The 14,867-nt window shown below is 72.3% G+C and carries 14 protein-coding genes; 8 read left to right on the top strand and 6 right to left on the bottom strand.

All coding sequences use genetic code 11. The features are described 5' to 3' along the window. The first annotated feature begins 109 nt into the window (after positions 1–109). On the top strand, positions 110–481 hold the full coding sequence (locus AB8Z36_RS12120; RefSeq protein ID WP_369213257.1) for a darcynin family protein: 372 nt from the start codon (positions 110–112) through the stop codon (positions 479–481). A 117-nt stretch (positions 482–598) separates the two neighbouring features. Beyond that, positions 599–751, top strand: coding sequence for a hypothetical protein (locus AB8Z36_RS12125; RefSeq protein ID WP_369213258.1), 153 nt, complete (start codon positions 599–601; stop codon positions 749–751). Between the two features lie 9 nt (positions 752–760). Here AB8Z36_RS12125 and AB8Z36_RS12130 read toward each other — a convergent pair whose 3' ends face one another. The 4 genes from AB8Z36_RS12130 to AB8Z36_RS12145 all read right to left on the bottom strand — a co-directional run bounded on the left by AB8Z36_RS12130 (position 761) and on the right by AB8Z36_RS12145 (position 7,549). Then, the gene (locus AB8Z36_RS12130) at positions 761–1,957 is read right to left on the bottom strand and encodes an NAD(P)/FAD-dependent oxidoreductase (protein WP_369213259.1); all 1,197 of its coding nucleotides are present in this window, start codon (positions 1,955–1,957) and stop codon (positions 761–763) included. Positions 1,958–2,082: 125 nt separating this feature from the next. Next, positions 2,083–3,033 carry an RNA polymerase sigma factor SigJ gene (gene sigJ / locus AB8Z36_RS12135; protein ID WP_369213260.1) on the bottom strand — a complete coding sequence of 317 codons (951 nt, stop codon included), beginning with the start codon at positions 3,031–3,033 and terminating at the stop codon, positions 2,083–2,085. 240 nt (positions 3,034–3,273) lie between these two features. After that, entirely contained in the window at positions 3,274–3,444 is a 171-nt protein-coding gene (locus AB8Z36_RS12140; RefSeq protein WP_369213261.1) for a hydrophobic protein, read from the bottom strand. Between the two features lie 133 nt (positions 3,445–3,577). Then, on the bottom strand, positions 3,578–7,549 hold the full coding sequence (locus tag AB8Z36_RS12145) for an amino acid adenylation domain-containing protein (RefSeq protein WP_369213262.1): 3,972 nt from the start codon (positions 7,547–7,549) through the stop codon (positions 3,578–3,580). Positions 7,550–7,849: 300 nt separating this feature from the next. Here AB8Z36_RS12145 and AB8Z36_RS12150 point away from each other — a divergent pair, with 300 nt between their 5' ends. The 4 genes from AB8Z36_RS12150 (at position 7,850) to AB8Z36_RS12165 (ending at position 11,415) form a co-directional block, all read left to right on the top strand. After that, positions 7,850–9,052, top strand: coding sequence for a sensor histidine kinase (locus AB8Z36_RS12150; RefSeq protein ID WP_369213263.1), 1,203 nt, complete (start codon positions 7,850–7,852; stop codon positions 9,050–9,052). Positions 9,053–9,121: 69 nt separating this feature from the next. Next, positions 9,122–9,562: a hypothetical protein gene (locus AB8Z36_RS12155; RefSeq protein ID WP_369213264.1), complete on the top strand. Its 441-nt coding sequence runs from the start codon at positions 9,122–9,124 to the stop codon at positions 9,560–9,562. A gap of 74 nt (positions 9,563–9,636) precedes the next feature. Then, complete coding sequence (locus AB8Z36_RS12160) at positions 9,637–10,284, top strand: hypothetical protein (protein WP_369213265.1); 648 nt, start codon at positions 9,637–9,639, stop codon at positions 10,282–10,284. Between the two features lie 180 nt (positions 10,285–10,464). Then, positions 10,465–11,415, top strand: a complete 951-nt coding sequence (locus tag AB8Z36_RS12165) for a trypsin-like serine peptidase (protein ID WP_369213266.1) — start codon at positions 10,465–10,467, stop codon at positions 11,413–11,415. A 12-nt stretch (positions 11,416–11,427) separates the two neighbouring features. Here the strand turns inward: AB8Z36_RS12165 and AB8Z36_RS12170 are convergent, their stop codons facing one another. After that, positions 11,428–12,339, bottom strand: a complete 912-nt coding sequence (locus tag AB8Z36_RS12170) for a helix-turn-helix domain-containing protein (RefSeq protein ID WP_369213267.1) — start codon at positions 12,337–12,339, stop codon at positions 11,428–11,430. 126 nt (positions 12,340–12,465) lie between these two features. Continuing rightward, positions 12,466–13,653: a S1 family peptidase gene (locus AB8Z36_RS12175; protein ID WP_369213268.1), complete on the bottom strand. Its 1,188-nt coding sequence runs from the start codon at positions 13,651–13,653 to the stop codon at positions 12,466–12,468. 233 nt (positions 13,654–13,886) lie between these two features. On the opposite strand from AB8Z36_RS12175, the gene AB8Z36_RS12180 reads away from it, so the two are divergent. Then, complete coding sequence (locus AB8Z36_RS12180; RefSeq protein WP_369213269.1) at positions 13,887–14,237, top strand: hypothetical protein; 351 nt, start codon at positions 13,887–13,889, stop codon at positions 14,235–14,237. A gap of 277 nt (positions 14,238–14,514) precedes the next feature. Then, positions 14,515–14,823: a hypothetical protein gene (locus AB8Z36_RS42280; protein WP_440581898.1), complete on the top strand. Its 309-nt coding sequence runs from the start codon at positions 14,515–14,517 to the stop codon at positions 14,821–14,823. The last annotated feature ends 44 nt before the right edge of the window (positions 14,824–14,867 follow it).

Consider the following 14,867-nt stretch of genomic DNA (forward strand, 5'->3'; position numbering starts at 1 on the left):
CCCCCACCACCTTCGAGGAGTGGTGCGCCCGGACCCTGAAGTTCGCGCTCGTCGGCTGACGTACCGCGACCCCGGACCGATCACCCCTCTCTCCCCGGAAGGCAGCACCATGCCCGCCGAACAGACCACCACCCCGCCGCCCGTCACCGCGTTCATGCTCGTCAAGACCAACCCCGAGTGGCTCGCGATGACCCCCGCGGAACGCGTCGACACCTTCGTCACCCAGGTCATCCCCGCCATCGAGGCCAAGACCACCGGCGTACGGTCACGCTTCTACGACACGGAGTTCTACTCCACCCGCGTCACCGACGTCTGGGTCTGGGAGGCCGACGACCACGGCGCCTACCAGCTCCTCATCGACGCCCTGCGCGAAACCCCCTTCTGGGACCGCTACTTCGAGATCGTCGACCTGCTGGTGGGCACCGAGAACGGCTACGCCCGCACCTACGGCCTCGACGCCGTCACCACCATCAGCACCTGACAGCGGCGGGGCCGAGGGGCACTGAGGCATGTCCGTGCTGTCGCCGCGCTGCCCGAGGGCGAGGCCCACCGCTGCTTCCTGCCGGGCTGGGGCATCCGGGCGCACGGCGCCGCCGAGATGCTCTTCGAGATCGCCTTCTGCTTCCGCTGCCAGGGGGTCCGTGCCTGGGGCGCCGAGCTGCCCGACGAGGTGCGGTGGCAGACCTTCGACGCGGCGAGTCCGGCTGCCCTGGAACTGCTCAAGTGGTTCCAGGGCGCCGTGGCGTCCTGATCCGCCCGGTCACGCCCCCGCGCGCAGGGCCGATGCCGTCCCGGCCGCCTGCCGCAGCACCGGGCGGCGCCGGACCGGCATGCCGAACGTCGGGTTGGCCACACCCCAGGCCGCGGCCTTGCAGATCGTCTCCTTGTACAGGGCGGCGAGCCGGCCCGTCAGGGCGGCGCGCACGGCGCGGTCGTCGGCGGTGACGTACTGGATGAGGCCGTCCCTGCGGCCGAGCGAGACGCACTGGTTGAAGTAGCGCAGCGGGGCGTTCGGCAGCTTTCCGCCGGTCAGGCGGGCCGCGATGGAGTCGGCCGCCTGCCAGGCGGTCGGGGTGCCCGAGGCGCACGACATCCGGAGCGGTGTGCCGCCGGGGCCCCGCACCAGGGCCGCGTCGCCGATCGCGTACACCTCCGGGTGGGAGACGGAGCGCATGGTGCCGTCGACCACGATCTGGCCGGTGCCCGTGACCTCCAGGGTGGTGGCGCGGGCCAGGGGGTGGACCGCGAAGCCGGTCGTCCACACGGTGACCGCCGCGGGGACGGTGGCGCCGTCGGCCGTGGTGACGTGGTCGGCCGCCACCTCCGTCACGGCCGTGTCCTCGTGCACCGTGATGCCGAGCCTGTCGACGACCTTGCGCAGGTGGCGGCGGCCCGCGGGCGAGAGCCATTCGCCGAGCCCGCCGCGCGCGGCCAGGGCGACATCCAGGTCCGGACGGGTCTCGGCGATCTCGGTCGCGGCCTCCAGGCCGGTCAGACCGCCGCCGACGACCACCACGGGCGCACCGGCGTCCAGTTCGGCGAGGCGTCCGCGCAGCCGGAGCGCGCCGGGGCGGCCCGCGATGTCATGAGCGTGCTCGTCGGTGCCCGGAACTCCCTGGGTGTTCCAGCCGCTGCCGAGCGCGTAGACGAGGTTGTCGTACGTGAGCTCCTCGGCGCCGTCCGCGCCGAGGACGGAGACGGTGCGGTGGTCGGCGTCGATGCCGGTGACCGTGGCGAGCTTCAGCGTGACGCCCGTACCGGCGAACATCTCGCGGTAGGGCCGGGGCCTGAGATCCTGGCCGACCGCGAGCTGGTGCATCCGTACGCGCTCGACGAAGTCGGGCTCGGCGTTGACGAGGGTGAGGGAGACGTCCTCGCGGCGCAGCCGTCGGGCGAGGCGCCCGGCGGCGAACGCTCCGGTGTAACCGGCTCCGAGGACGATGATGCGGTGCTGCATGTCTGAGCTCCTGTCTCACGCGGGTTCGCCACCTGAACCGGGCAGCCCGCGATTTCCTGACAGGAACGCGATATGAAGCACGTCACACAGCTCTTGGGGGGGGTGGATGGTGCCTTGGAGGGGCCTCAGAACGTGAGGAGCAGGTAGTCCTCCTGCCCGTGGTCACCGGCGGCCCACTGCCGGGTCGCGCGCGCGAGTTTGTCGGGGTTCACCTGGCTGCGGACGGCGGCGATGCCCTCGGCGGTGACCTCAAGGAACGTGACGCCGACGACCCGCCCGTCGACCACCGCGACGAGCGCGGGGGCGCCGTTGGCGGTCGTGGTGTACACGTGCGGCGAGCCGCCCGCGAGGTTCCGCTTGGCCTTGCCGGGCAGGAACAGGCCCCGCAGGAACGTCGCGACGGCGAGGGCGCCCTCGAACGCCTTGGCGCGGGCGGGGATCTTTCCGCCGCCGTCACCGACCGCGATCGCGTCCTCGGTGAGCAGCCGCACGAGCGGCTCGGTCCTGCCGCTGGTGGCGGCGGTCAGGAACTCCTGGATGACCCGCCGGGCGGCGGCCTCGTCGACCTCGGCGCGGGCCCGCCCCGCCTGGATGTGCTTCTTGGCGCGGTGCGCGATCTGCTGGCTCGTGGCCTCGCTGACGCCGAGGATCTCCGCGATCTCCCGGTGGCTGTGCCCGAACGCCTCGCGCAGCACGTACACGGCCCGCTCGTTGGGGGAGAGCCGCTCCATGAGCGTGAGCACGGCGTACGAGAGGGAATCGCGCTGCTCGGCGGTGTCGGCGGGGCCCAGCATCGGGTCCCCGGCGAGCAGAGGCTCGGGCAGCCACTGGCCTACGTAGGTCTCGCGCCGGGCACGGGCGGAGGCGAGCTGGTTGAGGCAGAGGTTGGTGAGGACCTTCGTCAGCCAGGCCTCGGGCACCTCGACACGCTCGACGTCGGCCGCCTGCCAGCGCAGGAAGGTGTCCTGCACGGCGTCCTCGGCGTCGCTCGCGGACCCCAGGAGGCGGTAGGCGATGGCCTGGAGGCGAGGCATGGACGTCTCGAAGCGGTCGATGTCGCGCGAGGTCAGAGCCATGGCCCGGATCCTAGCCCGCACACGGCGTCGGCCCCCGGGGAGTGGAGGCGCAGAGTTCCCGCTGCTGTGCCCACGGGGGCCGACGTGGCAGCGGGTACCCCGGGGCTCGCCCCATATGCCGTATCCGGGACACATGTCGAGGAAGGGCGGGTCCGGTACGGCCGAAAAGGGGCGGGCCCGGCCATACCCGGCCGGGCCCGCCCCTTTTTCATCGGTGCCGTGATCAGTTCACGGCATCACTCACCACCGATACCAGCGGCTCCTGCGGCCACCGCTCGCGGCGGGCCGGACGATGAAGCCGAGAAGCCACACCACCAGCACGATCACGGCGATCCACCACAGGGCCTTCAGCGCGAAACCGGCGCCGAAGAGGATCAGAGCAAGCAGCAGAACCAGAAGCAGGGGAACCATGTGTATCAACCTCCTGGACACCGTGTGCTCTTAACTCCGCTTTACAAACACACAAAAGTTGCGTTTCTTTCACGGATCGCCGGGCATGTTGTCGCCCCCTTGTCGCCCCCTGATGTGCCCCCGTCGGTGCGCCTCATGCGTCGCCCGGCACCAGGGCTTCGGTGAGAACGTCGCCGGTCAGGGCGATGTTCTCCGCCTGGGTCATGGCGTGATGGGTGCAGGCCGTGTCGTGGGAGGTGATGCGGCCGGTGATCCAGGGCTGCCAGGTGCGGCCGGTGGGGGCGGTGTCGGGCTTGCCGCGGGTGGCGTGGAAGTAGACAAGGTCACCGTCGAAGACACCTTCGGTGAAGGTGGGCAGCAGGGTGGCGTGGTGGCTGATCAGCGCCGTGGCCGCCTTGAGGTGCACCTCGTCCAGCCCGTGCTCGGCGTACGACGCGCGCAGCGCCTCCACCGGCACACCGTCGGCCCCGGAGACCATGCCGTCCTGCCGGGGAACACGGTGCTGCGGCAGTTGCCCCGCCGCTTCCAGGAGGAGGTTGGTCAGGCGCCGCGAGTCCTGCTCGGCGCGCAGGTGCCCCGCCGGGTCGATGGGCTGCGCGTCCAGCATGGCCAGCAGGTCCACCCGCTCGCCCTCGCTCTGGAGCTGGACGGCGATGGCGTGGGCCAGGGCGCCGCCGAGGGACCAGCCGAGCAGGTGGTAGGGCCCGCTCGGCTGGACCGAGCGGATGTGCCGGGTGTAGTCCGCGATCATCTCCCGGAAGGACGCCGCGGGCCGGTCGTCGCTGCGCAGGCCGCGCGCCTGGAGCGCGTACACCGGGACGTCGGCGGGCAGGTGCGGCGGCAGCGTCGCGTAGCACCAGCCGAGGCCGCCCGCGGGGTGCACGCAGAACAGCGGCGGCCGGCTGCCGGTGGTGCGCAGGGGCAGCAGCACCTCGAAGGCGTCCTGCGGGGAGCCGTCCTCAAGGAGTCTGGCCAGGGAGGCCACCGTGGGCGCCTGGTACAGCGCCCCGAGCAGCAGCTCGGCCCCCAGGTCGGTCCGGACCCGGGCGGTGAGCCGCGCGGCCAGGAGCGAGTGGCCGCCCAGGGCGAAGAAGTCGTCGTCGATGCTGACGTCCGGCACGTCGAGGACATCGCAGAAGATGCCGCACAGCTCCTTCTCCAGCGGGCTCGTGGCCGGGCGGCCGTCGACCGGGGCCGCGGGGGCCGCCGCGGCGGCGAGGGCGGCGCGGTCCAGCTTGCCCTGGACGGTCAGGGGCAGTGCCCGGTGGACGACGAACCGGGACGGCACCATGGGGGAGGGCAGCTGCGCCGAGGCCCAGGCCCGCAGATCCACGGAGTCCGGGTGCGCCCCGGGGCCGTCCACCGCCGCGTCACGGGCGGCCACGATGTGCGCGGTCAGGGTCTGCGTGGCGGTGGCGCCGCCGCCGGACTCCTGAACGGCCACGGCCGCGTGGGCGATGTCCGGATGGCCGGTGAGGACGGCCTCGATCTCCGGCAGCTCGATGCGCACGCCCCGCACCTTGATTTGCTGGTCGTTGCGGCCGAGGTATTCCAGCTCGCCGTCGTGCGTCCAGCGCACCAGATCGCCGGTGCGGTACATGCGCGAGCCCGCCGCGCCGAAGGGATCGGCGACGAACCGCTCGGCGGTCAGATCGGGCCTGCCCAGATACCCCCGGGCCACCTGCGCACCCGCCAGATACAGCTCGCCCGGCACCGTCGCCGGGACGGGCCGCAGCGCGTGGTCGAGTACGTAGGCCCGCACATGGTGCCCGGGGCGCCCGATGACCGGACGCTCCGCGTCCGGTGTGATGCGGCGGTACACCGCGTCCACGGTGCACTCGGTGGGTCCGTAGTAGTTGTGGAAGACGGTCGTCGGGCAGGCGCGCAGCCGCTGCCACAGCCCGGCGTCGAGGGCCTCGCCGCCGATCATGACCATGCGCGGGTGGTGCCCCGCGCCGTCGACGAGCCCCGCCGCCAGCAGCTGGCGGAGGAAGGAGGGCGTGATGTCGAGGAAGTCGATGCGCCGCTCGCGCACCTGGGCGACGAGGGCGGCGGGGTCGAGCCGCACCGGCTCCTCGATGAGGTGCAGTTCCTGTCCCGCGGCCAGGAAGAGCAGCCCCACCCAGGACGTGTCGAACGAGAACGACGCGGTGAGCGCGGCCCGCAGCCGGCGCCCCGCCGCCGCGGCGTCCGGCGCGATCAGGTCGCGCTCGTGGTCGAAGTAGAGATGGGTGAGCTGCCGGTGCTCGACGACCACACCCTTGGGACGCCCCGAGGTGCCGGAGGTGAAGCTGACGTAGGCGGGATGGCGCGGACTCAGCGGCCGGTCCCGGCCCCCGGGGTCGGTGGCCGCCCGCCCGTCGAGCGCCGCCACCGTCGCCGCCTCGTCGAGCACCAGGGTCGGCGTGGCGCAGACGAGACGGGTGGCTTCGGCGGAGGTCGTGACCACGCACAGCGGACGGGCGTCGGCCACCATCGTGCGGATGCGCTCCGCCGGGTGACTCGGGTCAAGCGGCACACACGCCGCGCCCGTCTTGAGGATGGCGAGCAGGGCCGTCACGTAGTCGGCCGTACGGGGCAGCAGGACCGCCACATGGGTCTCGGGGGCGGCGCCCCGCGCGATGAGCTGGTGGGCGAGGCGGTTGGCACGGGCGTTGAGCTCACCGCCGGTCAGCTCCGTGTCGCCGCAGACCAGGGCGGTCCGGCCGGGGGCGCGCCGGACCTGGGCCTCGAACAGCTCGGGCAGCGTCGTGGCGGGGACGGGGTGCTCGGCGCCCCGCGCGGTGCGCAGCAGCTCCGCGCGTTCCCCGGCCGTCAGGAGGTCGATGTCCTTGAGGGGCAGGATCGGTTCTGCCTGCGCCAGTGTCCGCAGCAGCGCCATGAAGCGCTGATGGTGGGCGGTGACGTCCGCGGCGGAGTACAGGGCGGGGTCCGCCTGGAAGTCGATGCGCAGCGAGCCGTCGGTGGGCCGGTCGTAGACGTTCACTCCCAGGCCGGTGACCGGTCCGTTGGACAGGTTGTGCAGCACCGCGGGGCAGGGGCCGAAGCGCAGCTCCTTGTCGTGCGTCATGATGTTGATGCCCCAGTCGTCCGCGAACCCCTCGGGGCGCCGGGCGATCCTCAGCTCCCGCGCCACGTATCCGTACGGATAACGCTGGTGGCGCAGGAGTCCCTTGGCCTTGTCGACGGTGTGGCGCAACAGGTCCTCCAGGGTGCTCCGCCCGTCCATGCGCACCCGCAGCGGCAGGATGTTGGCGAGCATCGTGGGGACGGTGCGCGCGGCGGCGCCGCGGCCGGTCACGGTCAGGTCGAGCGTCACCTCCTCGCGGCCGCTGAGCCGGTGCACATAGAGCGACAGGGCAGCCATCGCGGCCGTCGCGAGGCCGGTGCGCGCGCCCCGCGCGAGGGTGCGGAGCCCGTCCGTCGCCGTGGCGTCGAGGTGACCGGTCGCCCGCACGAAGCCGCGCGGGATGTCCGGCACCTCGTGCGCGGAGTCCGGGCGCGCGGGCCAGTCGGCCAGCTCGGCCGCCCAGTACTCCCGGTCGCGGACGAACCGCTCGGACGCGTGGTACTCGGCCTCGTCGGCGAGGACCTGGCTCAGGGTGCCCATACGGCTCGGCGGGACCGGCTCACCGGCGGCCAGCGCGGTGTAGACCTCGGCGATGCGCTCGATGAACAGGGCCGCGCCGAAGCCGTCCAGGGTGATGTGGTGCAGGGCGAGATACAGCAGATACCGGTCGTCGGCCGTCCGCAGGGCGGTGAGGACCGCCGTGGGGGAGCGCCCGAGGTCGACCGGCCGGTCGAGCTCGGCGCGCATCCACGCGTACGCGGCCGATGTGGGGTCGCCCTCGCCGCGCAGGTCCACCTCCGGCAGACTCCAGACGCCCAGCGGCTCGATGATCTGCCGCACCTCACCGCCGTCGTCGGTCACGAACCGCGCGCGCAGCCCCTCGGCGTCGGTGAGGGCCTCGCGCAACGCCCGCTGAAGCGCGCCCACGTCCACCGGGCCCTGGATCTCCACCACTTCGGCTGCCCGGAACGCCGGGCTCCGCGGATCGAGGGCCTGGGCGAACCACATGCCCGTCTGCGCAGCGCTCAGCGGCATCCCGCGGCCACCGTCGAACCTACTGTCCATTCTCGCGTCAACTTCCCTCACGGCCAGGGCCACCGCCCGCTCGCGCCGGCTCACGGCACGCTCACACTGCCGCCCCCCTTGCTAGAGGCAGCCATCCGGTCATGTGCCACCAAGGCCAACGAGCCGCGCTCGGCGAAGTGTCGGTTATCAGGCAACCTGCTTGCGGAAAAGGGGGTTGGGCCTTGTCCCGCAAAGGCTCCGGCCGGATGAAATCTCGTTCATCCGTGCTCGACCGTGCTCATCGGGGCCCATCCGTCCTACCATCCCCCGATGCAGGCCAGGTCACTTGTCCCACGCCGGGCGGTGGACGCGGCGCTCGCCGTCTCCATCGCGGTCGCCGCGTGCGTGGCGGGATATCAGTACCGCCCCGCCGGGTGGGCGTCCTTCGACGCCACCGCGTACGTCCTGACCTGCCTGGTGGTGCTGCCGCTCGCCGTGCGCCGCGACGCGCCGCTGACCGTGCTGTTCGTCGCCTGCGGCGGGTACGCGGTCTATCTGGCCCTGGGCCACCAGCCGTCACTGAACTGGTGGGGCCCCGCACTCGCCCTGGTGGGTGTGGCGGCGCGGCGGGAGCCGAAGGTGGCGTACGCGGCCTGCGTACCCGTCTTCGCCGTACTGCTCCAGAGCGGCGTGTCGGGCCGTCTGCCGCTCCCGATGGCGCTGCTCCAGGCGGCCCTGATCCCCCTGATCGCACTGGCCGTCGGCCGCACCCAGCACAGCCTGAGCAGCCGTAACGCGGAACTGCGACGGCTCAGCGCCCAGTTGGCACACGAACAGGAGGAGCGGGCCCGGCGGGCCGTCGTCGACGAGCGGGTCCGCATCGCCCGCGAGCTGCACGACGTGGTGGCCCATCACATGTCGGTCGTCTCGGTCCAGGCGGGCCTGGCCGGATACGTCCTCTCCTCGGACACGGCGACCGCGCGCACGGCACTGGACGCGGTGGCGGACGCCAGCGGGGAGGCGCTGGAGGAGCTGCGGCGGATGCTGGCCGTGCTGCGCGTCGACGTCGGGGAGGCGGAGGGGCCGCCGGACGCGGTGGCGCTCCACCCGCTGCCCGGCCTCGCCAGGATCGGCGACCTCACGGCCCGGCTCGCGGCGGCCGAGGTGACCGTGGAGATCCGGACCGAGGGGGAGCCCAGAGCGCTGGCCCCGGGGATCGACCTCTGCGCCTACCGCGTGGTGCAGGAGGCGCTGACCAACGTCGTCAAACACGCCGCTCCCACGTGGGCCGAGGTGCACATCTCCTACCTCCCCGGCCAGTTGCGCATCGTCGTGCGCGACGAGGGAGGACCGGGCGCCCGGCCCCCTGCCGCGGCCGTTCCGCTGCCCGCCTCCGGTTACGGCCTGATCGGCATGCGGGAGCGCGCGGCCCTCTGCGGCGGATCACTGACCGCGGGCGCCCGGGACACGGGGGGCTTCGCGGTCCGGCTGACCCTCCCGACCGCCACCACGCCACCGGCGCCGCCGCCCTGACCGCCTCCGGCCGCCCCCGCCGCGGATACGGAAGCGGCTACTCCTCTCAAGCGCGGGCACACGGCAGCCATGACTCTGGCCCGTTACCACGACAACAGCGCCACCGACTGGTGGATCATCTTCGGCGCACTGGCTCTCTACGTCCTGGCGCGTTGGTTCTTCGTCTGGCGTCAGGCCCGCTCCGAGGGACGAAGACAACCCGCCCGGTCCGCCCTGCACGAGCTCGGAGACGACGACAACACCCCGGGGATGCCCCCGGAGCGCACCTCGGTCGCGGGCTACCAGTCCTGGCGGCAGTTCACCGGGCTCGTCTCCGGCGCCCTGGTGATCGGCGTGACCGTTGCCCTGACGGACGGAGCGCTGCGCGTCGCCCTGCTCTCGGTCGTCGTGCCGCTCCTGGTGATCGTCCTCGCGTACGTGGACTTCAGGGAGGCCCGCAAGGCGCGTGCGAAGCGGGAGCGGACCGGCGGTGCGCGGCGGGGGCGTGTCGTACCCGAACAGGGGAGGTGAACAGGTAGACGCTGCGGGGGGAGGGCTCTCACCGCCCTCCGCACGCCGCGACGCGCACGGACGGGAGCGGACACATGGACCGGCTGACGGACGGTGCGGCGCCACGGCGCCGCCGACTGCGCTTCGACGGCTGGATCGCGGGCATGGGGACGGCCGGCGGGACCCGCATCGTGCTCGGCCACTGGCCGCGGTCGCCGTTCGGGCCGTTCAGCGATGTGATGCTGGAGTCCGCCGACGGGCACCGGCTGCTGCTGGCTCCCTCACGCGAGACGGCGGACTTCATCGGCGGCACCTACACCTTCGACGAGGTACGTGTCGTCCCGGTCCGGGTGGATGTCGCCCACGGCACCTGGACGGTCGGGGCGGGTCCGCTCGCCCTGCGCTTCACCGTCGGCCGGCGCCGCCCGCTCGGCCTGCTGCTGCGCGCCGTACCCGCAGTGATCGCCCGCCGGCCGGTGTGGAGCGCCGTGACGGACCTGCCCGCCCGGGTGCTGCTGCGCGGCGTACGCACGCGCGGCAGTGCGGGCGGGGGCCGCAAGGAGTGGTACGGCGCGCGGGACCTGCACCGCCTGCGCACCGTCTCGGCGTCCTTCGACGGCACGGACCTCGGTCCGATGGCCCCCGTGACGCCGCCGGTACGCTTCGGCTTCGGCTCGGCACCGCCCGATCCCGGCCTCACGCGCATCACGACGACGGTGCGGCTGAGCGCGGCGGAGGCATAGCCGCTGTCCGGTGCCGAGGGCACCGGAGCAACAGCCTCCGGTTGGCGGCGGTGATGGCCGGTTGTGTCACAGAACGCCGACAGCGCAACCCGGCGAGCGGCCGCGCGCTCTATGAGTGCGGACGTACGGCCCCGGCCGTGCCCATCGACCGTCGACGCGCCAGCCGAGGAGAGACCCGCCATGTCCGATGCCGCCAAGTCCCAGAAGCTTACCGTCTCCGTGATCCGTCGGCGGCGGCGCCTTCGCGGCGGGGCCATGGGGCTCGCCGTGGCCGGGACGGCGCTCGCCCTCGCCGCCCCCGTCCCGGCGACCGCCGCGCCCGGCCGGGAGGCGCGTGCCGCCGCGGCTGACCCGGTGTCCGTCCTGAAGTACACCGCCGCCGAGCGCAAGGAAGCCCTCGCCTACTGGACGCCCGCCCGGATGAAGGCCGTCGGCCGGTCCGTGGACCTCGGCCCGACCGGCCCGCGCGCCAAGCCGTACCGGGGCAGGACGCTCAAGACGGTGGGACGGCTCTTCTTCGTCAACGCGGGCGGCGCCGACACCTGGTGCACGGCCACGGCCGTCAAGAGTGCCAACCGCTCCGCCGTGATGACCGCGGCCCACTGCGTACGCCGTGGCTCATCGCCGTACAACACCAACGTCTCGATGGTGTTCGTCCCCGCCTACCACCAGGGCAGGGCGCCCTACGGCGCGTTCGCCGTCCGCTCGGCCGCGACCCCGCGCGCCTGGGAGACCGACTCCACCCGCGACCTGTCGGCGCTGGTCGTCGACGCGGACAGGAGCGGCAGGAAGCTCACCGATGTCGTGGGCGCCACGCCCGTCGCCTTCAACCGTCCCGTGGGCGGCACGATCTCCGCCATCGGCTACTCCGCCACCCGCCCGCAGCGCGGCGAGGAACTGCTGCGCTGCGTCGGCACGGCGAAGAAGGAGCACGGCACGCAGGCCATCCCCTGCGACCTCAGCGGCGGCTCCAGCGGCGGTCCATGGCTCGCCGACTTCGACTCCACCACCGGCAAGGGCGTCCTGGTCTCGGTCAACAGCGCGCTGGACTCCCTGACGCCGACCAAGATGTACGGCGAGGTGTTCGGGGCCACGGCCAAGAAGGTGTACGACAAGGCCCAGCGCGCCTGACGCGCGGCGCGCTCATTCCCACTGCCATTCGAGTCCATAAACGCCCGGCGGGCACTTGGCGGGGAGCAGGTGCGCGGTGTGGGACGTGTCGAGAGTTACCCGGTGGCGTTGTCTGGGTTCGTCATCGAGGCGTTCTCGGTAGAAATAGTGGCAGCTCGCCGGAATTGCCCGCGGATGGAATCGCACGTGCAGCAGATAGGTCCGCAGCGATTCCCGGATGCGGCGTTCATGGCAGTGGGAGGTCGTGGGGGACGGGCCGATGTGGACGGTGTACTCGACCACCGCCGTGTCGTTGCGCGCCAGCGGGCGGCCGAAGGAGATGTCGGCGAGCACACTGCGCAGCTCCGGCAGGAAACGCCGGTCGGCCAGTTCCCCGTAGCGCACCACGACATCGACGGCGTCGGTCGGCAGCGCGTCGAGGAAGTGGACCACGGCGAGCTGCCGGGCGCCGTCCCTGACGGCCCGCAGCACATTGGTCACCGTGATCTCGCGGATGGAACGGTGCTCGTCCAGGGTCACCGTCTCGTGGGTGACGAGCGCCTGGGTGTCCGCGTTGAAATACAGGAACGCCTCGCCGAGCGCCTGTTCGAGGTCGGACTTCTCGCCGTAGACACCCCGTACGGCGGCCGGGTCGTGCGGCAGCGCCCGGCCGCGGGGGCGGTGCGGTCCGAGCAGCGAGCGCAGGGTGCCCGGCCGCAGTTCGAGCATCGGTTCCAGGGCGTCGATGGCCCGCAGCGACTGGGGGCGCTCGGGCTGGCTGCGGCCGCGCTGCCAGTGGCTGAGCGTGGCGGGGCTGACGCTGATCCCCTGGGCGTGGAGGCGGTCGCATATCCGCTCCAGGGAGAGCCCGCGGTGCCGCAGGGCCTGGCGGAGGACGAGCGCGAAGGTCGCCTCCGGGCCCGCGGGAAAGAGGTCGTTCGTCATGATTTCTTTCGATGTGGGCGTAGGGGCGCTGTGCCGCGGCCGGGCCGGTCGCCCTCGCCCGTACGCCGAGCAGGGGCCGTTCACCGTAACCGGTGAACGGCCCCTGTGACCCGCGACGGAAGGGGATCAGTTGGTGTTCAGCGTCAGGCCGTAGTAGCTGAGCGCGTCGTCGAGCGGCTGGAAGTAGGAGGAGCCGCCGGAGTTCACGCCGGAGCACTCCTGGCCGATGGGGCCACCGGAGGTCATGCCCTGGGCCTGGTTGCCCGAGATGTAGGCGCCGCCGCTGTCACCGCCCTCGGTGCAGACCGTGGAGCTGCCGAGCCCGGAGACGACGGTGTCGGGGCCGCCGTTCTGGTCGGTGTAGGTCACGCTGACGTTGTACGACTTGACCTTGCCGCAGGTCCATCCCGTGGTCTGGCCGGACTTGCAGAGCGCGGCGCCGGAGGCGGCCCTGCGGCTGCCCTGGACGGCGACCGGGTTGCCGTTGCCCCAGGTGCCGACGCTGGTGGCGATGGAGTTGCCGGAGTCGATGGCGGCGATGCCCATGTCCACGCTGCGGGTGCCGACGGCGAAGCGCGTGTTCGTGGCCTTGGCGAAGCGCACGTTGTTGTACGACAGGACGGGCAGGTCCTCCACGCAGTGCCCGGCGGTGACGAGGTACTGCTTGCCGTTCCTGTCGCGCGCGCCGTAACCGACGGAGCACAGGTAGCCGTTGAACGTCATCCGGCTGCCCGGGTAGATCACGGCCTGCGGGGTGAGCTTCTCCTGGCCCTTGACGACCTTGACCGCCTTGCCGTGCTTCGCGGCCTCGGCGAGGAACGCCTTGGTGGCGGCGCCGCGCCCGCTGTTGACCTCGACCGTGACGGTGTCCGAGGCCAGGTCGACGCGCCACGAGGACACACCCGCCGGGACGTGTTTGGCGGCGAGGGCGTCCAGCTTCGCCTTGATCTGGTCCAGTTCGGCCTGGCCGCGGGCGGGGACCCGGGCGGTGAGGCCGGTCTTCTCGATCTTCCTGGCCTCGGCGGCGTCACCGGCGTTGACGGTCAGCCTGCCGTCGGCGGTGAAGAAGGCGCCGTCGCCGGATATCCCGTCCTTGGCCAGGCCCGCGAGCCGTCTCTGCTGCGCGTCCTGCTGGTCGAGCCGCCGCACGGCGGCCTGCTCGCTGACGCCGAGCGACGTGGCGAGCGCCCGCACCATCTCCGGCTGGTACCGCGGAGCGGCCTCGCTCGCCTGGGCCTGGGTCGCGGTCACGGCGGTGACCGAGAGCAGGGCTCCGGCGGCGGCGATGAGGGCAGACTTATGCGAAATGCGCACTCTGTTTCCTTCCGGTAGCAGGCATCGGCCACACGGCATTCCGGCGTCCTGGGACAACGGCATTCCAGGGACGGGGATTTGGGTGCGTTTCCCGTGAAGGCGGGCTTTTGCCTGGCGGCGAAAGTGGGGGCTTCGCCGCGCCCCGACTTTCGCCCATCCGCCCGAGGCTCATCAAGGTTCGTGACGGGGAAGGTTTTTAACAGAGTGCGGTTGAATCTGTTTAGAGTGGACCAATGCCACTCGTAGAAGTCACGCACGCTCCGGATGTCGCCGAATCGAAGCTGCGGGAACTGGGTTCGGTGCTGCCGCACCTGGTGTCCCTCGCCGTGGAATGCCCCGAGGAGCCGTATGACGGAGACCTTCAGCCGGGTGATGTCGAGGTCCGCTTCCGCCGCCGGAGTCCGCTGGACCGCTGTGGACTCGATGTGGTGATCGAGGTGCGGTCCAAGTTCTTCGAGAGCCGGGCCGTCGACCGCCAGGAGCGCGTCGACCGCCTGCACGAGGACCTCCGCAAGGCGACCGGACTCGACGACTTCGGCGTCTACCTGTCGCTTCCGGTGGCGGCGTGGGCGCAGGGCGACTGAGGCTCTCCGGCGTGTCGCGCTCGGGTGGCGCCACCATGGCGTCACCATAGCGCGGCCGTGGCCCTGCCTGGGGATCTGGAAGCCGCGGACGGGAAGGACAGGAAGGTCCGGCGCGGAAACACGGGTTCATGAGGTCGACTGACGAGGCGAGGCCAGAATGGCTCGCCTGTGCGCCAAGTGTGTGCCACCATGGCGTCATGGTCGCACGCCGAGGCGCTCGTCCGGCTGCCCCGGCCTGCTCCGGCCTGCTCCGAGCCCCCATGTCCCAGGAGGTCCCATGCCCTTAGAACCGTCGTCCACCGACGCGACGGCCGACATGTCCACCGACGCGACGGCCGACATGTCCACCACCGACCCGTCCGCCGATGAAACCCCGGTCACGCTGCCGACCGACCGCCGCACCGGCTGCCCCTTCGATCCGCCCGCCGAACTCACCGCGCTGAGCGACCGCCCCCTGCGCCGCATGCGGTACGCCGACGGGCACGTGGGCTGGCTGGTCACCGGACACGCGGCGGCGCVSGSGGCSGTGGCBBRSSCGCGCCCGCCATCGGCACCGGCAGGTGCAGGAGTTCGTAGCGTGAGCTGATGCGCGGGTCGGCCAGGACCGCGCGCGCCGCCGCGTGTCCGGTG

The sequence above is a fragment of the Streptomyces flavofungini genome (assembly GCF_041028215.1).
Lineage (GTDB): Bacteria > Actinomycetota > Actinomycetes > Streptomycetales > Streptomycetaceae > Streptomyces > Streptomyces flavofungini_B.